General features: G+C 71.3%; 20 protein-coding genes and 1 pseudogene. 18 read left to right on the top strand and 3 right to left on the bottom strand.

What is annotated here, in order from left to right; translation table 11 throughout:
- The first annotated feature begins 2 nt into the window (after window positions 1–2).
- The 6 genes and pseudogenes from EOE48_RS20530 to EOE48_RS20505 all read left to right on the top strand — a co-directional run bounded on the left by EOE48_RS20530 (window position 3) and on the right by EOE48_RS20505 (window position 6,140).
- Window positions 3–1,346: a phosphoadenosine phosphosulfate reductase domain-containing protein gene (locus EOE48_RS20530; RefSeq protein ID WP_246154638.1), complete on the top strand. Its 1,344-nt coding sequence runs from the start codon at window positions 3–5 to the stop codon at window positions 1,344–1,346.
- Window positions 1,347–1,387: 41 nt separating this feature from the next.
- Window positions 1,388–2,491: a DUF5131 family protein gene (locus EOE48_RS20525; protein ID WP_127732632.1), complete on the top strand. Its 1,104-nt coding sequence runs from the start codon at window positions 1,388–1,390 to the stop codon at window positions 2,489–2,491.
- Window positions 2,478–3,071 carry a hypothetical protein gene (locus EOE48_RS29980; protein ID WP_127732630.1) on the top strand — a complete coding sequence of 198 codons (594 nt, stop codon included), beginning with the start codon at window positions 2,478–2,480 and terminating at the stop codon, window positions 3,069–3,071. Before EOE48_RS20525 ends, EOE48_RS29980 begins: the two co-directional genes overlap by 14 nt.
- A pseudogene (locus tag EOE48_RS30525) lies at window positions 3,013–3,258 on the top strand (helix-turn-helix domain-containing protein); the annotation flags it as partial. The gene EOE48_RS29980 and the pseudogene EOE48_RS30525, both read left to right, overlap by 59 nt.
- A 26-nt stretch (window positions 3,259–3,284) precedes the next feature.
- Window positions 3,285–4,466, top strand: coding sequence for a tyrosine-type recombinase/integrase (locus EOE48_RS20510; RefSeq protein ID WP_127732626.1), 1,182 nt, complete (start codon window positions 3,285–3,287; stop codon window positions 4,464–4,466).
- A 261-nt stretch (window positions 4,467–4,727) separates the two neighbouring features.
- Window positions 4,728–6,140: a calcium-binding protein gene (locus EOE48_RS20505; protein ID WP_127732624.1), complete on the top strand. Its 1,413-nt coding sequence runs from the start codon at window positions 4,728–4,730 to the stop codon at window positions 6,138–6,140.
- Window positions 6,141–6,405: 265 nt separating this feature from the next.
- On the opposite strand, the gene EOE48_RS20500 is transcribed toward EOE48_RS20505, so the two are convergent.
- Entirely contained in the window at window positions 6,406–6,798 is a 393-nt protein-coding gene (locus EOE48_RS20500; RefSeq protein ID WP_127732622.1) for a DoxX family protein, read from the bottom strand.
- Window positions 6,799–7,161: 363 nt separating this feature from the next.
- On the opposite strand from EOE48_RS20500, the gene EOE48_RS20495 reads away from it, so the two are divergent.
- The 8 genes from EOE48_RS20495 (at window position 7,162) to EOE48_RS20460 (ending at window position 15,971) form a co-directional block, all read left to right on the top strand.
- Entirely contained in the window at window positions 7,162–7,659 is a 498-nt protein-coding gene (locus tag EOE48_RS20495; RefSeq protein WP_127732620.1) for a hypothetical protein, read from the top strand.
- 49 nt (window positions 7,660–7,708) lie between these two features.
- Entirely contained in the window at window positions 7,709–8,218 is a 510-nt protein-coding gene (locus EOE48_RS20490) for a MarR family winged helix-turn-helix transcriptional regulator (protein ID WP_425463679.1), read from the top strand.
- A 347-nt stretch (window positions 8,219–8,565) separates the two neighbouring features.
- Window positions 8,566–9,084, top strand: coding sequence for a TspO/MBR family protein (locus EOE48_RS20485; RefSeq protein ID WP_127732617.1), 519 nt, complete (start codon window positions 8,566–8,568; stop codon window positions 9,082–9,084).
- Between the two features lie 147 nt (window positions 9,085–9,231).
- On the top strand, window positions 9,232–9,636 hold the full coding sequence (locus EOE48_RS20480; RefSeq protein WP_127732615.1) for a hypothetical protein: 405 nt from the start codon (window positions 9,232–9,234) through the stop codon (window positions 9,634–9,636).
- Window positions 9,637–9,745: 109 nt separating this feature from the next.
- Window positions 9,746–10,948 carry an ABC transporter substrate-binding protein gene (locus EOE48_RS20475; RefSeq protein ID WP_127732613.1) on the top strand — a complete coding sequence of 401 codons (1,203 nt, stop codon included), beginning with the start codon at window positions 9,746–9,748 and terminating at the stop codon, window positions 10,946–10,948.
- A complete protein-coding gene (locus EOE48_RS20470) occupies window positions 10,945–12,168 on the top strand; it encodes a cytochrome P450 (RefSeq protein ID WP_127732611.1) in 1,224 nt (407 codons plus the stop codon). The genes EOE48_RS20475 and EOE48_RS20470 overlap by 4 nt, the downstream gene beginning before the upstream one ends.
- Window positions 12,169–12,312: 144 nt before the next feature.
- Window positions 12,313–13,725: a 3-isopropylmalate dehydratase large subunit gene (gene leuC / locus EOE48_RS20465; protein WP_127732609.1), complete on the top strand. Its 1,413-nt coding sequence runs from the start codon at window positions 12,313–12,315 to the stop codon at window positions 13,723–13,725.
- A 200-nt stretch (window positions 13,726–13,925) separates the two neighbouring features.
- Complete coding sequence (locus tag EOE48_RS20460; RefSeq protein ID WP_127732607.1) at window positions 13,926–15,971, top strand: FUSC family protein; 2,046 nt, start codon at window positions 13,926–13,928, stop codon at window positions 15,969–15,971.
- A gap of 268 nt (window positions 15,972–16,239) precedes the next feature.
- Here EOE48_RS20460 and EOE48_RS20455 read toward each other — a convergent pair whose 3' ends face one another.
- Window positions 16,240–17,139, bottom strand: a complete 900-nt coding sequence (locus EOE48_RS20455; RefSeq protein WP_127732605.1) for a DMT family transporter — start codon at window positions 17,137–17,139, stop codon at window positions 16,240–16,242.
- 140 nt (window positions 17,140–17,279) lie between these two features.
- Between EOE48_RS20455 and EOE48_RS20450 the strand changes: the two genes are divergently transcribed.
- The 4 genes from EOE48_RS20450 (at window position 17,280) to EOE48_RS20435 (ending at window position 20,457) form a co-directional block, all read left to right on the top strand.
- Complete coding sequence (locus tag EOE48_RS20450) at window positions 17,280–18,098, top strand: IclR family transcriptional regulator (protein ID WP_127732603.1); 819 nt, start codon at window positions 17,280–17,282, stop codon at window positions 18,096–18,098.
- Between the two features lie 31 nt (window positions 18,099–18,129).
- The gene (gene pcaH / locus EOE48_RS20445) at window positions 18,130–18,858 is read left to right on the top strand and encodes a protocatechuate 3,4-dioxygenase subunit beta (protein WP_127732601.1); all 729 of its coding nucleotides are present in this window, start codon (window positions 18,130–18,132) and stop codon (window positions 18,856–18,858) included.
- A gap of 9 nt (window positions 18,859–18,867) precedes the next feature.
- Window positions 18,868–19,503 carry a protocatechuate 3,4-dioxygenase subunit alpha gene (pcaG, locus tag EOE48_RS20440; protein WP_127732599.1) on the top strand — a complete coding sequence of 212 codons (636 nt, stop codon included), beginning with the start codon at window positions 18,868–18,870 and terminating at the stop codon, window positions 19,501–19,503.
- Between the two features lie 120 nt (window positions 19,504–19,623).
- Complete coding sequence (locus EOE48_RS20435; protein ID WP_127732597.1) at window positions 19,624–20,457, top strand: 3-oxoadipate:acetyl-CoA acetyltransferase; 834 nt, start codon at window positions 19,624–19,626, stop codon at window positions 20,455–20,457.
- A gap of 274 nt (window positions 20,458–20,731) precedes the next feature.
- Here EOE48_RS20435 and EOE48_RS20430 read toward each other — a convergent pair whose 3' ends face one another.
- Window positions 20,732–21,553: a YfdX family protein gene (locus tag EOE48_RS20430; protein WP_127732595.1), complete on the bottom strand. Its 822-nt coding sequence runs from the start codon at window positions 21,551–21,553 to the stop codon at window positions 20,732–20,734.
- Window positions 21,554–21,687: the final 134 nt, after the last annotated feature.

The raw sequence follows: 21,687 nt of genomic DNA, 5'->3' as shown, positions 1-21,687 counted from the left end.
CAATGCCGACGCCCTCTCGCGCGGCCCTCATGGGCAACCTCTTCACCGCCCCATCCGAGCGCATGATCTACGGCGAGGCCGTCGACCTGACGCTCGCCTCGCTCCAGACCTACGGCCCGCTGCACCGGCACTGGTGCATCGCGTGGTCCGGCGGCAAGGACTCGACCGCGACCCTCACCCTCGTCGTGCACCTGATCGAGAGCGGCCGCCTCGCCCGACCGGAGACACTCACCGTCTACTTCGCCGACACCCGCATGGAGCTGACCCCGCTCCGGCTGGCGGCCGAGGAGATCATCGCGCATCTCGCGCGCTACCCCTACATCCGGTTCCGCACCGTGATGGCACCGCTCGACAAGCGGTTCCTCGTCTACATCCTCGGCCGCGGCGTCCCGCCGCCCAACAACAACACGCTGCGCTGGTGCACCCGGCAGATCAAGGTCGACCCGATGTCGGCCGCGATCGGCGCCGACCTCGACCAGCTCGACGAGCCGGCGATCGCCGAGGCCATGACGCACGCGATCGGCCACAACGGCGGTCCGGAACTCGCCGACGGCGGCCCGGACCCGGCCGAGCGCGAGACGGTGCTCATGATCACCGGCGTGCGCGAGGGCGAGAGCGCGGTGCGCGACGAGCGCATTCGGATGTCCTGCGGGCGCGACGGCGCCGAGTGCGGCCAGGGCTGGTATCAGCTCGCCGTGCCTGAGGCGAAGGGCGTGCGCGGGCGCGTCTACACGCTGGCGCCGCTGCTGCACTGGCGGGTGTGCCACGTCTGGGACTGGCTGCGGCTCTACGCGCCGGCGCCGCAGTACGGCGGCTGGTCGACGGCGCTGCTGGCCGACGCCTACGGCGGCGACGAGGCCGAGGAGCTGGCGGCGCGCACCGGCTGCATGTGCTGCCCGCTGGCGAGCGCCGACACCGCGCTCGACCGGATCGTCCGGCATCCGTCCTGGTTCTACCTCGCACCGATCAAACGGCTTCGGGCGATCTACGTGCGGCTGCGCCGGCCGGAGAACCGGCTGCGCAAGCCCGGCGGCGAGACGCGCCAGGGCAAGCGCAAGGGCGAGCGGGTGCTGGTCAAGAACCAGCAGCGGCTCGGCCCGATCACGCACCCGGCCCGCCTCGCGGCGCTCGCCGACATCCTGGCGATCCAGGCCGAGGTCAACGCCGAAGCCGATCGGCTCGGCCGGCCGCACATGGACATCCTCAACGCCGAGGAGGAGGGGCGCATCCGCGCGCTGATCGCGGCCGGGACGTGGCCGGACGGATGGGACGGCGACGAGCCGACGGGCGACGTGCCGCTCGATGCCGTCTTCGCCAACGGCACCGTGCAGCCGCTGCTCACGTGAAAGCGCCAACGTACAGACCTGTAGTGCTGGAGCACTGTAAGATGGCTGACGGATCGAAGATCGAGTGGACCGAGACGACCTGGAACCCGATCCGCGGCTGCACGCGGGTCTCGCCCGGCTGCGGCGGCCCGGGCCCGCACGGCGGCTGCTACGCTGAGCGCGTCGCGGCGCGGTTCTCCGGACCCGGCCAGCCCTATGAGGGACTGGCTGAGGTGCGGGACGGCAAACCGCGGTGGACCGGCCGCGTCAGCTTCGGCCACAACCTCGACGCACCGCTCCGCTGGCGACGGCCGCGGCGAATATTCGTGAACAGCATGTCCGACCTGTTCCACGAGGCCCTGCCGGTCGAGGAGATCGCGACGGTGTACGCGGTGTGCGTCGCCGCCCACCACCTCAACGGCCACACGTTCCAGATCCTCACCAAGCGCAGCGCCCGCATGCGGGCGATCCTCGCCGACGAGGCTTTCTGGGACCAGGTCAACGCCGAGGCCGACGCCCACGTCATGGACGGGACGGACCCGCTGGCGCGCCGATCGAACGACGCGCGCGCCACACTGGACGACTACGGCCCGGAGAACCCGCCGCCGGGGATATGGCTCGGTGTGAGTTGCGAGGATCAGCAGCGCGCCGACGAGCGGATCCCCGACCTCCTCGCGACGCCGGCCGCGGTCCGGTGGGTGAGCGCGGAGCCTCTGATCGAGGCCGTCGATTTTGAGCGGATCACGGTCCGCGTCCCGGGCGAACCGGCCGGGTTCCACCACTACGTGAACGCCCTCACGGGCGAGGTGCACGACGACGAGAACGGCACGATCGACGGGGTCAATGGAGACGATCCCCCGCCGCGCCTCGCATGGGTCGTGGTTGGCGGCGAGAGCGGCCGAGGCGCGCGCGCCATGAACCCGCAATGGGCCCGGCTCATCCGCGATCAGTGTCGAGACGCCGGTGTGCGGTTCTTCTTCAAGCAGTGGGGGGAGTTCGCCCCGGTCCATGAGCTGCGCAGCAACGACCCCAGCATCGCCGGCAGGCTCTGGCACAACTTCGACCCCGATACCTCGGTCTGCCGTATCGGCAAAACCGCCGCCGGCCGCCTCCTCGACGGCGTGGAGCATAACGCGATGCCCGAGGCCCACCATGTCGGCCACTGAGACCCCCACCCTCGAATCCGCCATCGCGGCCGTCACCACCGCCCTGCCCGGCTACGATTGGCTGGTGCGCAGCAATGGCGGCATCGGCCACTTCGCCAACGTCACGAGCCCGGCCGGCGAGCTGGCCCCGGCCTATGCCCGCTCGGCCGTCGGGGCGCTCCGGCAGGCCCTGGCGGTCGCCCAGCAGGGGCGCCGCCACGACGGCAGCCTGTCCGCGCCGTCCGATGCCGACAGGCTCCTGCGCCTGCCCTTCACCGCCAGCCTCGACCCGGACGAGCTCGGCGTGATCCGCGACGTCGAGGGCCGCGCGGTGTGCGTGGTCGATGCCGAGCGCGACCTCGCCGACGTCGACGTCGCACGCCTCGTGTGGCTGCTCTGTGCCAGCGTCAACCGGTTCCGCCCCCGCACGCCGGCCGACCTCGCCGAGAGCGCCTGGAGCGCGCTGGAGACGATCCGCGCGGTGCTGGCCCCCGCCGGCGAGACGAACGAGGCGGCGATGGCCGCGCTGCAGGTCGCCGAGGATGCGCTCGCCGAGCTGCATGGCGCGGGGCCGAATCCCAGGGAGGGCAAGAATGGCTAGCATCTGCCCACCGGGACCAGAGGGTGTAGCGCTGCGCACCTTCGCGGAGGCCTGCGCCGAGCTTCGCATGTCGGCCAAGACCTTGCGCGGCTACATGCGCAACGGCGCGATCCGTCACATCGCCTACGGCCACGGCTTGCACCGCCGCCGCCGGCTGTTCCACCCTGACGACATCGCCGCCTTTCTCGATTCCCAGCGCAGCAGAGACGTCGCATGTCCGTCTATCGGCCCAAGAAAGCCGGCAAGTTCACGTCGGAAATCTACCAGTACGACTTCTGGTGCCGTGGTCGTCGGTTTCATGGCTCGACGGGATGCCGCACGAAACGGGACGCCGAACGGGTAGCGCAGAGGGAGCGTGATCGCGCCCGGCGGGAGGTCATCACGCTCGCCGAGGCCAAGGCGACGCCGATGACGATCGACGTGGCCGCCGCTCGCTTCTGGGACGAACGGGGCACATTCTACAGCTCGAACGCACGCAAGACCCTTGACGCCGCCATCGTCTGGATCGTCACCCAGCTCGGGCGCGAGACCTTGATCAAGGACATCGGCAATGCCGAGGTCGCCGCCCTGGTGGCGCAGCGCCGCGGCGAGACGCTCAAGGGCCGCAAGGACGATACGGCCCCGCGCCTCGTCAGCAACGCCACCGTCAACCGCACGGTGATCGAGCCATTGCGCGCGATCCTGCGCCGGGCCCGTGACGCGTGGGATCAGCCGATCGGCGCGATCTCGTGGCGGAGCCACGCTCTACCCGTCCCTCGCGAGCGGGTGCGCGAGCTGCGCGACGACGAGGAGTCGCAGCTCCTCAAGGCGCTTCCAGCCGAGTTTCGGACCGTGGTCGAGTTCGCCCTCATCTCCGGGTGCCGGCTCAAGGAGTGCGTCGGCCTGCGCTGGTCGGCCGTCGACTGGGTCAATCGCACGATCGAGATCCATGGGAAGGGTGGGAAGATCGCCAAGATCCCGCTCTCGAGCGAGATGCGCGATCTCTTGTTCCCGTTGCGGGGCCGTCACCCGGAGGCGGTCTTCGCCTACACGGTCAGCAAGGCCCGAGGCCATCGGCGGCCGGGCGACGTGCTGCCGATCACCTATGAGGGGATGAAGACCGTGTGGCGCCGGGCGCTGCCGAAATCCAAGGTCGCGAACTATCGGTTCCATGACAACCGGCACACGGCCGCCTCGCGGCTGCTCCGGGCGGGCGGCGACCTCAAGGTGGTGCAGACCCTCCTGCGTCACGAGGACATCACGACGACGGCGAAGTACGCGCACGTGCAGGATGAGGACGTGCGTCGCGCGATGGAGGCCGCGTCGGAGCGTCGGCGACAAAACGCCGAGTCCCAGAAAAGTCCCGAGCAACCGCAGGTGGAGGAGGCTAAGTCTCTATCAAGAAACGCGTCTTAGAATGACGCTCTCTGGTCCCAAACCAGATGCGCTACCAGACTGCGCTACGCCCCGAGACCATGCCGGCGAGGGTGAAGTAGCGGGTCCGGGTCGATGGCGCAAGCGCGGGCGGCGCGGCCGGACCGGGGAGCCGATCGGCCGACCGACGCCATGACCGATCGGCCACTCTCCGGCCGGGACCGAACCGGACAATTGCACGCTTGCCGAGTCGAAGTCGTCCAGCAATAATCTCCAGCAGACGATAAATTTCGGGAGGCGACCGTGGCGTTACGGCTGGGAACCCCGGGGAACGACGATCTTGTCGGAACTGCCGGCGACGACACTTTCATCGGTGGTGCCGGTGACGATACCGCGACGGGCGGCGATGGCGGCGACGCATTCGTCTACCAGTCGCTGTCCGATCTAAGTGTGTGGACCGGCGCGATCGCGACGACGCGCGAGACCATCACGGATTTCGGCGAGCAGGGCCAGGTCATCGAGAGCGGCGAGGCCGACATCCTCGACTTCTCCGCCCTGACTTCGTTCCAGTTCATGGGCGACGACGCATTCACCGCCTCCGGGCGCGACGAGTTCCGGTTCGAGCGGAGGGACGACGACAGCCTGCTGATGCTGTTCGATGCCGGCGGCGACGGCGCCGCCGACCGTTACCTGGTCCTCGACCGATACGTGGGGGCGGGATCGCGCGACGAGAGTTTCGTCGACCAGCCGGTAATCACGAACGTCATCATCTCGGCGGACCTGTTCGCCTATCACTACCGCGTCGGTCTCGAGACCGACGACGTCCTGGTCGGCACCGATCCGGCCACGGATCCCGAAGCCCTCAGCACCGACCGCATCTATGGCTTCGCCGGCAACGACCGCCTCTACTCGCGCGGAGGCTCCGACGACGAACTCTACGGCGGCGAGGGCAACGACCGGCTGTTCAGCAATCGGCGCGGCACCGCCATCATGGAAGGCGGCAACGGGGACGATGCCTATTTCGTCTACAGCGAATTCGACCAGGTCATCGAAGCGGCGGGAGGCGGAACCGACACGGTCAACAGCACGAGCGACTACGTGTTCCTGACCGCCAACGTCGAGAACCTGAATCTGCTGGCCGGAGGCGTGACGGGATCCGGCAACGGCCTCGACAACATCATCAACGGCAACGACGGGGCGAACGTCCTCAACGGCAATGCCGGCGACGACGCGCTCTCGGGAGGGGGCGGAACCGACTACGTCAGTGGCGGCCTCGGCGACGACTGGATGCGCGGCGGCGCGGGCGGCGACTACCTCGTCGGCGGCGCGGGCAGCGACAAGTTCGTCTATTATACCGCCTCGGAGGCCGGCTTCGGTGCGGACCGCGACGTCATCACCGACTTCCAGGGGCTCGGATCGGGCACGGCCCAGCGCGACCGGATCGACCTGCGCCGGATCGATGCCGACACGAGCACGGCCTTCGACGATGCGTTCCGGCTGATCGGAGCCGGCGCGTTCACGGGTCGGGCAGGCGAGCTGCGGGTCGTCGCGGCGGAGATCCTCGTGGTCGATCCGACCCCGCCGCCCTACGCGGATCCGCCCGTCACGGCCCCGGGGTTCCTGGTCGAGGGCGACGTGGACGGCAACGGCACCGCCGACTTCCAGATCGGGGTCGTCAGCGCGGCGGCCCTGCGGGCGCCGGATTTCCTGCTCTGATTCCGAATGCGGAAGATCGCTTCAGGCGGCCGCTTGCGGCCGCCTGAAGCGATCCCGCTGGATCGCCGTCGGCGATGTCGGCCGCCTCGCGGTGGTGCGCTGAACGGCGGCATGGACCGCTCCTTCATCACGCCGGCCGTCGTGCGCCAGCGGTGATCGGTGGCGGTCGTCGCGACAACCGGTCAGGCGCCGAGTTCCGGGACGGTCTCGGGTCGCGCGGCCGCTCCCGATGGGCAGGCCCGAAGGTCAACCGCCGCGCCGTTGCTCAGGTCGTGCGTCGCCGAGCCAACGGGACGAGCGCGCGAAGATCGTGGCTGCGGAGCCAGATCGCTCCCCATGCGGCGACGCCGAAGTAAACCCCGAACAGCGTGTGGGTGAGCAGCGGTGCCCCGTGCAGGGCCTGCACGGCGACGGCCCCGCCCAGATAACCCGTGAGCAGGATGGCCCCGAGCACCCGTGTCCCGGGTAGCGCGTAGAGAATCGTCGCTGCGCCCAGCACCAGACCGAGCATGCGCGTGGCCTGGGCGGAGAAGCCGAGTTCGCCGGTGGCGTCCACCGCCGCCTGCGCCCCCAGCAGCTTCATCCCGGCATCGAGGACGAGGAACAGTTCGACCACGACGAGGAGCGCGGTCCCGAGATGCTTCGGCCAGGTCTCCATGACTGCCTGTCTCCCTGCTTCCCCGACCGTTCGGTCGCGAGAGCGGCGTACGCGGTGCATTTAATTCAAATGCTTGATATCTTATCTTCTAAGACATATGGCCCGAACGGTCAAGGCCGTGGAACCCTGATCGCGGTCGCTGCCGCCGCAACAGCCGGATCGCGGCCGTGCCGTCTGCGTCTCCTGCGAGATCTCCCGGGAGGCTCGCCCCGCTGACCCTTGTCGCCGCTGCGATGTTCACCGGCGCCTGGCTGGTCCTCGGCTGGCCGACCCCGGGCTTCCCGCTGTTCGGGACCCGGATCGCGCCCGACGACTGGGTCGCCCAGCCGATCGGGTCTCGGGAGGACGGGGCTCGCGACGAACGTGGCGTTCGTGCTGACCGGCGTGCTCCTGGCGCTCGGTCTCGTCGGCATGCTCGCCGGCTTGCCGGTGCTCTCCGGGCCCGGGCGGATCGTGGTCGACGCCATCCTGCTCCTCAGCCCGCTGGGCACGACGCTGTGCGGCGTGTTCACGCTCGAGAGGATCATCCCGCACGCCGCCGGGTTCCTGCTCGGGATGGCGTCGCCGGCCGTCGGCTTCCTCGCGCTCGGCTGGTGCCTCATAACGATGTCCGATCGATCGCTTCGCGATGCCGAAGTCGCCTTCGCTCAGGTGTGTGGAGCCGAAGGCTCCACCGCGCGGGCTGGCGGTACGATTCCCGGGTCGAACCGTCCGGAAATCGTATCACGCGAGACCCGCAATCCGCCGCACTCGGCGGCTTGCCGCTTGCCGCCGCACCCGTCACGCTCGCCCTGCCGGCGTTGTGGTTCTGGAGCTTCGATCCGGAGGCCTCCGGCCGCGGCCTGGGCGTGGCGGGCCTGATCCAGCGCGTGCTCGTTACGGAGGTGTTCGGCATGTTCTCGGTGCTGGGATGGTCCGCCAGCCGGACATCACCGCGATGAGGGGCGAGCCGGAAGCGCCTCGCGGCGACGCCGCCGAAGCGGTGATGTCCGCGATGCGCGAGGCGAGCGCACTCGGCATCCTCTACAGTGCCGCCGTCGCGCGCCGGCTCGGGATCAGCAGCAGCGACCTCGAATGTCTTGACGTCATCGCAACGCGTCAGCCGGTCACCGCGGGCGCTCTGGCCGGCGCGACGGGGCTGACGACCGGTGCGATCACCGGGGTGGTCGACCGGCTCGAAGCCGCGGGCCTGGCTCGACGGACCAGACCCGAGACCGACCGCCGCAAGGTGTTGATCAGCACGACCGACGCATTCCTCGCCGAGGTGGTCCCGCTGTTCGGCCCGATGCACCGCCTGCAAGCCGCGGTCGTCGCGCGCTGCAGCGACCAGGAACTCCAGCTCGTAGCGGGCTTCATGGCGCAAAGCCTGCAGGCGGCGCGGGAGGCCCTCGCCGAGATCGGCGAGCCGACTTCCGCGTGAGGGGGCCCGCTCCCGGCCGGGATCGAGACTACGGAGCGAGCCGGTGCCCGTGCACCGGGCCATCGTCATCAGCACGACGATCAACGTGCCGCTGGCGTCGGCGCCTGACTTCGCCCAGCGACCGCGAGACGTCGCGCTCCGGCCGGCGGGGATGTCGACCGCGTTGCGCGAGACCGAGCAGGCGAGGCCGTCATGCGGTCCAGCACGCCCGGCGCGGACGGCATGCTCGACCATCGGTGCGCGTGGCGGACAGGCCCGAGATCGTCGCGCGGCCCGCGTGGCGGACTGTCCGCCCCCGTCCCGCCGCCTATATCGGCAAACCGAAGCCCCTTCGCCCCGCGACCCGCATGCCGCCCAGTTCCGACCAGACCAGACCGGCCCCGCCGGGACTCCTGCCGAGGCTGCTCGTCGCGGTTCTTCCGGTGGTGGCCGCCTCGGTGGGCGGCGGCCTGTTCACCGCGCCCAACATCCCGACCTGGTACGCCGGCCTCGCCAAGCCGGGCTTCACGCCGCCGAACTGGGTCTTCCCGGTCGTGTGGACGATCCTCTACGCGATGATGGCGCTCGCGATCTGGCGCATCCTCGGCCGGCGCCCGGCGACCGGCCCGGCGCGGCGGAGCTGGGCCCTCGCCGTGGCGGCGTTCTTCGTCCAGCTCGCCCTCAACGCCGCGTGGCCGCCGGTGTTCTTCGCCGGCCACGACCTCCTCGGCGGCCTCGTGGTCGTCGTCGCGCTGCTGCTCGCCGTGCTGTGGACGACCCGGCTGTTCCTGTCGCTCGACCGGACGGCCGGCCTGCTGCTCGTGCCCTACGCCGCCTGGGCCGCCTACGCGAGCGCGCTCACCGCGGCGATCTGGCGGATGAACTGACGCGAACCGGCGCGCGTCTTGTCCCGGCGTTCAGGTTTCGCCCGCTATGACGGTGGAAACGGTACGGGAGCGGGCGGTGCGGACGCTGGGTCATGAACCATCCGGCGTCCCGGACGTTCCTGTCGAGCTTGAGAGGAGCAGGCGGACATGAAGGCGTTTTGGGCAATGGCGGCCGTGGGCCTGACTCTTGCGGGCTCCCTGGGCCCGGCGACGGCGCAGTACGGCGGCCCCGATTACGGTTACGGCGAGCGGCGTCCCGATTACGGCTACGGCGAGCGCCGGCCGGATTACGGCTACCGCGAGCGCCGGCCGGATTACGGTTACGACGGCCGCGACGACGGCCCGCGCGGGCGCAGCTACGGCCGCGGCGAGGATTACGACGACCGCGGCCGCGGCCGCCGGGGCCAGCGCGGCGACTACGCCTTCGACGAGGGCGAGTACCTGCGCTGCAACCCGGACGTCCGCCGCGCCGTCGTCAACGGCCAGATGGAATCCGGCCTGAAGCACTACCGCGTGCACGGCCAGCGCGAGGGCCGGAAGCTGACCTGCTGAGCGGGACGCGGGCGCCCGAGCGGCGCCTTGCGCCGGCGCGCGAAGTGTGGCGAAGATCCCGCCGCCGAGCCCCGCCGCGAGAGCGGGCCGGTCCCCGGGAGGTCACGCCATGCTCCGTTCCGTCGCCCGCCTGTGCGGGCTCGCCCTCGCACTGATCGCCGGACCGGCGCTGGCGCAGGTTTCCGACGACGTGGTCCGGATCGGCGTGCTCACCGACCTGTCGGGACCCTATGCCGACAGCGGCGGCCGCGGCTCGATCGTCGCCGCCGAGATGGCGGCGAAGGATGCCGGCGGCCGGGTCCGCGGCAAGCCGGTCGAGATCGTCTCCGCCGACCACCAGAACAAGCCCGACGTCGCCTCCTCGATCGCCCGGCGCTGGTACGACGTCGAGCGGGTCGACGCGATCGTCGACCTGCCGGTGACCGCGATCGCGCTCGCCGTGCAGGCGGTGGCCAAGGAGAAGAACCGCACGGTGATGATCACCGCCGCGGCGACCTCCGACCTCACCGCCAAGACCTGCTCGCCCGTCAGCTCGCACTGGACCGACGACACCCACGCCCTGACCGCCGGCACCGCCCGGGCGGTGTTCGAGCGCGGCGGCCGGTCGTGGTACTTCATCACCGTCGACCACGCCTTCGGCCACGCCCTCCAGCGGGAGGCGACCACCGTGGTCGAGGCGCTGGGCGGCAAGGTGCTCGGCACCTCACGCCACCCGATCAACACCGCCGACTACTCGTCCTTCCTGCTCCAGGCCCAGAGTTCGGGCGCCGACGTCGTCGCCTTCGCCAGCGTCGGCGACGACTTCACCAAGGCGGTCAAGCAGGCCAACGAGTTCGGCCTGACGCAGGGCCCCCAGACCCTCACCGGCTTCCTCGTCTACGTCACCGACATCAAGGGCCTCGGCCTGCCGGTCGCCCAGGGGCTGACCTTCTCGGAGGCGTTCTACTGGAACCAGAACGACGCCTCGCGCGCCTTCGCCGAGCGGTTCCGCCAGCAGACCGGCGCGATGCCGACCAAGAACCAGGCGCTGATCTACACCGCCGTGACCCACTACCTGAAGGCGGCCGAGCAGGCCGGCACCGACGAGGCGGTGGCGGTCAACCGCGCCATGCGGGCGATGCCGGTGGCGTTCTTCGACCGGCCCGCGACCCTGCGGGCCGACGGCCGCCTGCTCTACGACCCCGTCCTCTACAAGGTGAAGGCGCCGGCTGCGAGCCGGGGCGAGTGGGACCTCTACGAGGCGATGCGCACGATCCCGCAGGCCGAGGCGTTCCTGCCGATGAACCCGGCCTGCGCCGGCCAGCCGGGATGAGCGCGGTCCCGGAGGAGGACCTCGCCCGCGGCTTCGACCTGCGCCGGCCGCCGGAGGGGTTCCACGACGACCCCTATCCGGTCTACGCCGCCCTGCGCCGGCACGCCCCGGTCCACGTCGCGCCCGACGGGCAGGTGCTGCTCACCCGCCACGCCGACCTCGAGCGGGTCTACAAGGACGCCGCGACCTTCAGCTCGGACAAGACGGTGGAGTTCGGCGCCAAATACGGGCCGTCGCCGCTCTACGACCACCACACCACCAGCCTCGTCTTCAACGACCCGCCGCGCCACACCCGGGTCCGGCGGATCATCGCCGGGGCGCTGACCCCGCGGGCGATCACCGCGATGGAGGCCGGGGTCACCGCCCTCGTCGACGGCCTGCTCGACGCCGCGGCCTCGCGCGGGCGCATCGACCTGATCGAGGACTTTGCCGCCGCGATCCCGGTCGAGGTGATCGGCAACCTGCTGGGCGTGCCGCGCGACGAGCGCGGGCCGCTGCGAGGCTGGTCGCTCGCGATCCTCGGCGCCCTCGAACCGGTGCTCGATACGGAGACCGAGGCCGCCGGCAACCGGGCGGTCGAGGATTTTCTGAGCTATCTCGACGGGCTCGTCGCCGAACGCCGCCGCCGGCCCGGCGACCCCGAGCGCGACATCCTCACCCGGCTGATCCAGGGCGAGGTCGCGGGCGAGCGGCTGACCGCCGCCGAACTGCTCCAGAACTGCATCTTCATCCTCAATGCCGGGCACGAGACCACCACCAACCTGATCGGCAACGGCCTGCACCTCCTGGCGACCGACCGCGGGGCCCGCGCCCGCCTCCTCGCCGAGCCGGACCTGATCCGCACCGCGGTCGAGGAGATGCTGCGGGTCGAGAGCCCCAACCAGCTCGGCAACCGCATCGCCGCGCGGCCCTTCCGCCTCGACGACCGGGACTTTCCGGCCGGGACCCGGCTCACCCTGTGCATCGGGGCCGCCAACCGCGACCCGGCGGTGTTCCCGGACCCCGACGCCTTCGACCCGGCCCGCGAGCCCAACCGCCACCTCGCCTTCGCCAGCGGCATCCACCACTGCGTCGGCCTGGCGGTCGCCCGGCTGGAGGGGCGCATCGCCCTCGGGCGGTTCCTGGCGCGTTTCCCGGGCTACGCCCTCGACGGTCCGCCCCTGCGCTCGCGCCGGGTGCGCTTCCGCGGCTTCCTCTCACTGCCGGCTCGGCTACAATAGACGGCCGGCATGCGGAGCCGGCAATCCCGACGCGACGCGCGGCGCCCTTCCGCAACCGGCCGCGCACCCTTAAATCGCCTGTCCGGCCGCGGCCCCGGGCCGGTTCCGAGACGACCAAGGCACCCAACAAGGCAACCCACCGCCATGGCTTCCCCGCGCACCCTCTACGACAAGATCTGGGACGACCACGTCGTCGATCGTCAGCCCGACGGCACCTGCCTGCTGTACATCGACCGGCACCTCGTGCACGAGGTGACCTCGCCCCAGGCCTTCGAGGGGCTTCGCATGGCCGGGCGCCGGGTGCGCCACCCCGAGAAGACCCTCGCGGTCGTCGACCACAACGTCCAGACCTCGGACCGCAGCCTCGGCATCGAGGATCCCGAGAGCCGGACCCAGATCGACACGCTCGCCGACAACGTGCGCGAGTTCGGCATCGAGTATTACGACGCCCTCGACCGCCGGCAGGGCATCGTCCACATCATCGGGCCGGAACAGGGCTTCACCCTGCCGGGCATGACGATCGTGTGCGGCGACTCGCACACCTCGACCCACGGCGCCTTCGGGGCGCTCGCCCACGGCATCGGCACCTCGGAGGTCGAGCACGTCCTCGCCACCCAGACGCTGATCCAGAAGAAGGCGAAGAACATGCGCGCCGTCGTCGACGGCCGCCTGCCCGCGGGCGTGACCGCCAAGGACATCATCCTGGCGATCATCGGCGAGATCGGCACCGCCGGCGGCACCGGCCACGTGCTCGAATATGCCGGCGAGGCGATCCGCTCCCTCTCGATGGAGGGGCGGATGACGATCTGCAACATGTCGATCGAGGGCGGCGCCCGCGCCGGCATGGTCGCGCCCGACGAGACCACCTTCGCCTACGTCAAGGACCGCCCGAAGGCGCCCAAGGGCGCCGCCTGGGACGCCGCCCTGCGCTACTGGGAGACCCTGGCCTCGGACGAGGGCGCGCAGTTCGACCGCGAGATCCGCCTCGACGCCGCCAACCTGCCGCCGATCGTAACCTGGGGCACCAGCCCCGAGGACGTGGTCTCGGTGCAGGGGCTGGTGCCCGACCCTGCGCGGATCACCGACGAGAACCTGCGCCGCTCGAAGGAGCAGGCGCTCGACTACATGGGCCTGACGCCCGGCACCCGGATCACCGACATCGCCCTCGACAAGGTGTTCATCGGCTCCTGCACCAACGGCCGCATCGAGGACCTGCGCGTCGTCGCCCGGATGGTCGAGGGCCGCAAGCTGCACCCGAACGTGTCGGCGATGGTGGTGCCGGGCTCGGGCCTCGTGAAGCAGCAGGCCGAGGAGGAGGGCCTCGCCCGGATCCTGACCGAGGCCGGGTTCGACTGGCGCGAGCCGGGCTGCTCGATGTGCCTCGGCATGAACGCCGACCGCCTCAAGCCGCACGAGCGCTGCGCCTCGACCTCGAACCGCAACTTCGAGGGCCGCCAGGGCCACAAGGGCCGCACCCATCTCGTCTCCCCGGCGATGGCCGCGGCGGCCGCGATCGCCGGCCGTTTCGTCGACATCCGCGAGTGGCCGCAGGGCTGAGCCGGCTGCCACGACGACCGAAGCACGACGGGCCGGGGCGGCGACGCTCCGGCCCGTCGCCGTTCGGGGTACCTTCGCGTCATGCCGCCCTCGACAATCGTCCGCGCCGTCCCAGCATAGCTCGCGGGGCGGGACTGGCATCGCCCCTGCTCCCCGGGGGGCGAGGCGCCGGGAGGCGCCGGGGCGAGGGCGGGCAGCGGATGGCGGAACCGGCAGAGGGCATCGAGGACGGGCGGGCGCGGGCGCCCCGGGGCCGGCAGGCCCGGGCTGCGCTCGTGCGGATCTGGTCGGGCTTCCTCGTCTCGGATCCGGGGTCGCTGCGCCTGCGCTCCGCCTGCCGCACCACCCTGTCGGTCGCCGCCACCGCCCTCGTCGTCGCGCCCCTGGCGGCGAAGGGCTGGCTGCCGGTCCACGCCGCCGCGGTCGCGGTGGTGCTCGCGCTCATGGCCGCGTCGCTGCCGCGCGACACCGTGCCGGCCGAGCGCCTGCGCACCGTCTTCGGCATGGCGGGCGCCGCGGCGGTCGCGATCGTCGGGGCGGCGTGCCTGCGCCCGTGGCCGCATCTCGGGCAGGCCGGCTTCCTCGCGACCCTGTTCGCCGCGGTGGCGTTCCAGTCCTGGGGGCCGCGGGCGGTGGCGCTCGGGCTCACCGCCGTCGTCCACGCCTATCTCGTGCTGTTCCTCCACGTCGACCTCGCCCACGTCCCGCCGCTGCTGCTCAGCCTGCCGTTCGCGGTGGCGGTGGTGACGGCGGTCGGCTTCCGGCTGATCCCGGAGCGCCCGCTGCCGGCGGCGCGGCGCACCGTGCGGGCGGTCGAGCGCCAGGGCGCGGCCCTGGTCCATGCCGGCCTGCGCGCTGCGGCGGCCCGGCACGGACCCGCCCGCCGCCGGCTGCGGCGGGATTTCGGCGCCTTCAACGAGACCGTCCTGCTGGTCGAGGAGCAGGTCGCCGCCGTCGACGGCGCGGCCCTGGAGCGGTTCGGCACCGCGCTGATGCGCTTCGAGCTGGCGCTGATCGGGCTCTCGGCCGCGCTGTTCGCCGCCGGGCCGCTGCCGGCCGCCGAGCGGGCGCAGGTGCGGCTCCTCGCGCGCCGGCTCGCCACCGGCCGCCGGGCCGAGCTGCGGCCGCGGGAGACCGGGCCCGAGACCACGGTGCTCGCCGCCGGCGGCGAGGTCGACGCCGCGGCAGCGGAGCTGCGCGGGCTCGTCGGCGCGCTCGCCGCCTCCCGCATCCGGCCGAGCCGGCCGGCGGCGGCGCGGCCGGCCCTCGCCTGGCGCCCGGCGATCCGCGCCACGACGGCAGCCCTGCTCAGCATGGTCGGCGGCCAGCTCGTCTCGCCCGACCGCTGGTTCTGGGCGGTGCTCACCGCCTACCTCGTGTTTCTCGGCGCCCGGTCGAGCGGCGAGGCGATCCACAAGGGCGTGCAGCGGGTCTGGGGCACGGTGGCGGGGCTGGTCGCCGGCGTGGTCGTCAGCGTGCTGCTGTCGGGCCACCCGGTGCTGGAGGGCGCGGCCCTGCTCGTCTGCGTGTTCGGCCTGTCCTACGTGTTCGCGATCTCGCAGACGCTGGCGATCTTCTGCGTCACGATCATGCTCGGGCTGATCTACAGCCTGATCGGGATGTCGGCCGAGGCGATCCTGCTGCTGCGGCTGGAGGAGACGGCGATCGGCGCCGCGGCCGCGATCCTGGTCGGGCTGTACCTGCTGCCCGCTCCGACCCACGCCCATATCCGCCAGACCGGCGCCAGCCTCGTCGCCTGCCTCGCCCGGGTGCTGCGGATCAGCGCCCGGCGCCTGTCGGGCGAGGCCGACGCCTCGCCGATCGCCGAGATGCGGCAGGCCGACCGGCTGCTGCGCGACCTGCGGCAGGCGATCCGGCCGCTGCGCGCCCGCAGCACCCTGGTCTGGTGGGCCCGCCGCCCGACCGAGCTGCCGGCGATCCTCGCCTGCATGTTCTGGATCCGGGTTCTCGCCGCCGGCAGCGCCGGCGAGGCCGCCCACCCCGACCTCGCCGCCCGGGCGCGCGCGCTGGCCGACGGCCTCGACGGCCTCGACAAGGGCGGCGCGCCCGACGCCGAAGGGGCGGGCCGCGACGCCCCGATCGAGATCGGCGCCGGCCATATCGGCCTGTCGCGCCCGCTGCTGCTCGAGGCCGCCCTGTCGAACCTCGAGAGCCTCGTCGCGCTGATGCGCGCCCGCTTCGCCGGCGACGGCTGGACCGCCCTGGTGGAGCGACGGCCGCTGTGATGCTGCGGGTGCGTCGGTGCGGTGCCGCGAACCGAACCGCGGATCGCACGTTGGGGCAAGGGAAAGGCCCGCCGGGCCTAGGTCATATCGCGCGGCTCGTCCACTCTCGGTCAGCCCCCCACCCGATGGAGGTTCGTCTTGTTCCTGAAAGCCCTCACCTACGTCATGATCGGCGTGTTCGCCTGCGGCGTCGTCCTGACCGCGGTCGGCGTGTCAGGGACCTTGAGCAACTGATCCCGGGCTGAGGACGCGCGCAGAGGCGACCGGATCACGGGTTCCGGCCGGTCGCCGCCGGCCGCCGCTCCTCGGCGATCAGGAACAGCCCGGCCGCCGCAACCACCGCACCGCCGAGCAGCGTCCAGCGGTCGGGCACGTCGCCGAACGCCGCGAAGCCGATCAGCAGCGCCCACAGGAGATGCGCGTAGCCGAACGGCGCCAGGGTCGAGGCCGGGGCGTGGCGGTGGGCGAGGATCAGCAGCCAGTGCCCGAGGGTGCCGAAGCCCCCGATGGCGAACAGCCCGGTCCAGGTGGCGAGGTCGGGCGGGCTCTCCCAGAGCAGGACCAGCGCCGGGGCGGTGACCACCGCGCCGACGAGGCCGGTATAGAGCATCGTGGTCTCGGGCGGGTCGTGGGCGGCGAGCATCCGCGTCGCCACGATGTAGATGCCGTTGACCGCCGCCGTGACCACGGCGAGGAGCGCCGCCGGCGGCATCCCGAGCCCGGGCCGGGCGACCACCAGCACGCCCGCGAATCCCGCCAGCACCGCGGCGAGCCGCCGCCAGCCGATGTGCTCGCCGAGCAGCGGCCCGGCGATCAGCGCCACGATCAGTGGCGAGGCGAAGGTGATCGAGGTCACCTGGGCCAGCGGAAGCGACCGCAGGGCGAAGAAGCTGCACACCGTCGCGATCACGAGGCAGAGCGAGCGGAACACCTGGAGCGCCGGCCGCCGGCTGCGCAGCAGGCCGATGCTGCCGCGGCGCGGGCCGAGCACCAGGGCCACCAGCACGAAGCTGCCGACGTAGCGCGCCGCTACGACGAGGAGCGGGTTCAGCGAACGGTTGAGCGCCTTCGCGGTCGCGTCGATGCAGGCGAAGCCCGCCACCGCGCCGATCATCAGGGCGATGCCGACGAGCACCTGCCGTCGTCGGTCGCCGTCGAGCCCGCTCATGCCGTCCCGCCTTGAAACCGCGGGCCGCTCCCGACCGGGCCGTCCGCCTTCGATTGCCTTGACATAGAACGGAACATCATTCAAATCCGGAACAACGTTCCATTTCATGCGCTGCCGAGGCGGTGACACGGGAGGATGTCGTGGCGGGGGGATTGATCAAGCGCGTGCTCGATCTGGTCGAGTTGCTCGCCGCGCATGCCCGTGGACTGCCGCTCCAGGCCATCGCCGACAGCCTCGACATCCCCAAGAGCGGCGCCCACCGCCTGCTCGCCGAGCTCGTCTCCTACGGCTACGTCGCGCAGGACCCGGAGACCGGGCGCTACCTGCTCACCACCCGCTTCGCGACGCTCGGGCTGAAGCACCTGTCGAACTCGGGCGTCGTCGACGTCTCGCAATCGGTGATGAACCACCTCGCCGCGCTCAGCGGCGAACTGGTCCGGCTCGCCGTGGTCGACTATCCGCGCCTCGTCTGGGTGGCGAAGGCGCAAGGGGCGCGCTCGGGCCTGCGCTACGACGGCGACATGGGGGCGGAGGCGCGCCTGTCCACCACGTCGACCGGGATCTGCTGGCTCGCGAGCCTCCCCGACGAGGAGGCCGTGGAACTGGTGCTGCGCCAGGGCTTCAGCCGGCCGGAGACCAGCGGCCGCAACGCACCGCGCACGATTCCCGACCTGCTCGCCCTGGTGGGCAGCGCCCGCGACCGCGGCTACGCCTGGGTGCACGAGACCCATCTCGACGGGACGGCGGCGATGGCCGCCAACATCCTGCACCCCGGCACCGGCCGGGCGATCGGCAACCTCAGCATCACCGGGCCGAGCACCCGCCTGACCGAGGCCCAGCGCGACGCCCTGGCGCCGGAGCTGCTCGCCGCCGTCGGCACGCTCTCCTCGGTGAGCACGCTCAGCGAGTATCTCGGCGCCCTCGGCGGCACCCCGCGCCGCGCGGCCGCCGACCACTGAATCATCACGCCGAAACGACAGGAGGAACGCCGTGAACGGACTCGACCGGGAATTCCTGCAGCGCGACCGGGGCATCCATCCCCCGGCCTTCACGCCGGACTACAAGACCAGCGTGCTGCGCTCGCCCCGCGCCGCGCTGATCTCCCTCGAGAACTCGCTCTCCGAGGTGACCGGGCCGACCTTCGGCCGTTCCGAGATCGGGCCGCTCGACAACGACCTGATCCTCAACTACGCCCGCGACGGCGAGCCGATCGGCGAGCGCATCCTCGTCCACGGCCATGTCCGCGACGAGAACGGCCGCGGCGTGCCGCACACCCTGGTCGAGTTCTGGCAGGCCAATGCCGGCGGGCGCTACCGCCACCGCAACGACCGCTACCTCGCGCCGATCGACCCGAATTTCGGCGGCTGCGGCCGGACGATCACCGACGAGAACGGCTACTACTACTTCCGCACGATCAAGCCCGGGGCCTATCCCTGGCGCAACTTCCTCAATTCCTGGCGGCCGGCGCATATCCACTTCTCGGTGTTCGGCTCCGGCTTCGCCCAGCGGCTCATCACCCAGATGTACTTCGAGGGCGACCCGCTGATCCGGCACGATCCGATGATCCTCGGCATCCCCGACCCGGCGGCGGCCGTGCGCCTGATCGCGCCCCTCGACCTGTCGGCGGCCCTGCCCCTCGACATGCTCGCCTACCAGTTCGACATCGTGCTGCGCGGGCGCCAGCAGACGCTGTTCGAGAACAAGCTCCAGGGCAATTGAGGAAACGCCATGGTCCAGCCGCTCTCCCCCCGCCTGAAGGAAACGCCGTCGCAGACCGCGGGTCCCTACGTCCATATCGGTCTGATCCCGCATCAGGCCGGGTTCGACATCTTCGAGACCAACTTCTCCAACGTTCTCGCCGGCCCCGACACGACGGGCGAGCGGATCCGCATTGAGGGCCGGGTGTTCGACGGCGCCGATTCGCCGGTGCGCGACGTGCTGGTCGAGATCTGGCAGGCCAACGCCGCCGGGCGCTACAACCACCCGGCCGACCGCCAGGAGGGCAAGCCCCTCGACGAGGGCTTTCGCGGCTGGGGCCGCACCGGCTCGGATTTCGAGACCGGCCTGTGGCACTTCGAGACGGTGAAGCCCGGCCCGGTCGAGGGCCGCAAGGGCCACCGCCCACAGGCGCCGCACGTCAACTTCTGGATCGCCGCCCGCGGCATCAACATCGGCCTCCAGACCCGGCTGTACTTCCCGGACGAGGCCGAGGCCAACGCGGCCGACCCGGTGCTCGGGCTCATCGAGCAGCCGAATCGCCGCAAGACCCTGATCGCCCGGCGCGAGGAGCGCGGCGGCGGCGTGGTCTACGTCTTCGACATCCGGCTCCAGGGCCAGGACGAGACCGTGTTCTTCGACGCCTGACCTGAGCAGAGTTGCAGGAGGCAACTCTGCTCAGGTTTCTGTTCCTGCATCATTTCCACCGCCGAAACGGTAGCCATTTCGGCGAATGATGCCGGGCGTCACCAGCTTCAGGAGAGTGTCATGAATCCCGTCGTCGTCGCCGTCGCGATCACCGGCTCGGTGCCGCGCAAGAAGGACAACCCGGCGGTCCCGACCGCCGTCGCCGAGCAGATCGAGTCGACCCATCAGGCCTACGAGGCCGGCGCCACCCTGGTCCACATCCACGTCCGCAACGACGACGAATCGCCGTCCTCGGACCCGGACAAGTTCGCGGCGGTGCAGGAGGGGGTGCGCCAGCACTGCCCCGGCATGATCGTGCAGTTCTCGACCGGCGGGCGCGGCCGCGACCCGAGCGCGCGGGGCCTGTCGCTGGTGCACCGGCCCGACATGGCGTCGCTCTCGACCGGATCGGTCAACTTCCCGACCATCGTGTACGAGAACCACACCACGCTGGTGACCGACCTCGCCGGCACGATGAAGGCCAACGGCATCCGGCCCGAGATCGAGATCTTCGACCTCTCGCACCTGCACGGCGCCAGGGCCCTGGTCGAGGGCGGCCTGATGGATGCGCGTCCGCACGTGCAGTTCGTGATGGGCGTCAAGAACGCGATGCCGGCCGACGAGCGCTTGCTCGACATCCTGCTCGGCGAATTGCGCCGGGTCCTGCCCGAGGCGACCTGGACCGCGGCGGGCATCGGCCGCGAGCAGGCCCGGGTGATGGACTGGGCGCTCGCCCGCGGGGCGGATGCGGTCCGCACCGGGCTCGAGGACAACATCCGGGTGACCAGGGACCGGCTGGCGGCGAGCAACGCCGAGTTGGTCTCGCTCGCCGCCGAGGCGGTCGCCAGGGCCGGCCGCCGCGTCGCGACGCCCGAGGAGGCGCGCCGGCTGCTGCATCTCGCGCCGGCGGCGTGAGACCAACGGTCGTTGGAAACGACCTTTGGTTCTGCTCTCGAATTTCCGCCAACGGTCGAAAGCCGTGGCGGAGCTTGCGCGGCGAGGCCCTGGTCCCACACCCGGGATCCTGGGCGTCCCGGCACGGTCATCGCCGCTTCCGGTTTCTCATGCGAATTCCGATCGATCGCTCGGCGATTCCTCCGGGATCGCTTCGCGATGCGGATTTCGGCTTCGCTCAAGCGCCGCGCGGGCTGGCGATCCGATGTCCGGAACGAGTCGTCCGGACATCGTATCACTTCGCCGGCTGGGCGTCCGGGGTAGCCGGCTGGGCGGCGGGCTTGGCGGCGGTGGGCTTGGCGGCGGCGGGTGCAGCGGCCTTCCGGGGCAGGCCCACCGCATCGACGACGTCGAAGCGCATCCCGTCCTCGGCGGATTTCAGCGTCGCGTTGGCCTCGTAGTACTTGCCTTGATCGATGAGGGATGCGGCCTGATTCACGTCGGCCGCGGTCTTGTCGAGGGGCAGGACCGCCATGACGAAGTTCACGTCGATATGGGCGAGCTTCAGCGTCTCGATGGCACCGGTCTGGTCGCCCTTGGCGAGGCTCTTGTTCGCCTCGGTGACGGCCGAGGCCTTCGCGGGCGTGGCCAGGAAGTCCTCGCCGAGCGTGAGCTGCGCATCGACCGGCATCCAGGCGACCGGCCCCTTCGAGGCGGCCTCCTTGCCGGCCGGCCGGGCCTTGTCCGCCGATGCCTTGTCGGCCGAGGCGCCCGCCGCCTTGGTCGCCGCGAGGTCCGCCGGCGTCCTGAGGCCGGCCTCGTCCCGGGTGAACACGGCGTCGTCGGTCCTGGCCTTCGCCAGGGCGGCCTGCGCCTGGCCGATCAGGCTCTTGGCCTGGGCGGGATCGGCGTTGAAGATGGCGACCCGGGTGAGCTGCATGTCGCGGAACGCCTGGGCTCCGTCCTTCGAGAGCTTGCCGACGTCGCGGTCGATCGCCGTCCGGGCCGTCGTCTCCTGCATCGCCACCGGCTTGGCCGTCTGCTCGGCGGCGTAGGCGGCGCCGCCGACCACCGTGGTGGCGACGAGCGCGGCAGCGAGGGATTTCCGGTAGGACATGACCATGCCTCCTCTTGAAATCATTGTCTTGGTGTTCAGCCGGATCAATGCATCGGCTACAAGGTGATAATACACCCGCGATCTGCAGGTTGCCTGTCCGGATCATTACGATCCGCTCACGAAGCGGAAGCACC

It is taken from the genome of Methylobacterium oryzihabitans, assembly GCF_004004555.2.
In the GTDB taxonomy this organism is placed as follows: Bacteria; Pseudomonadota; Alphaproteobacteria; order Rhizobiales; family Beijerinckiaceae; genus Methylobacterium; species Methylobacterium oryzihabitans.
The sequence above is the reverse complement of the archived record's forward strand: the minus strand, read 5'-3'. Positions and strand labels throughout refer to the sequence as shown.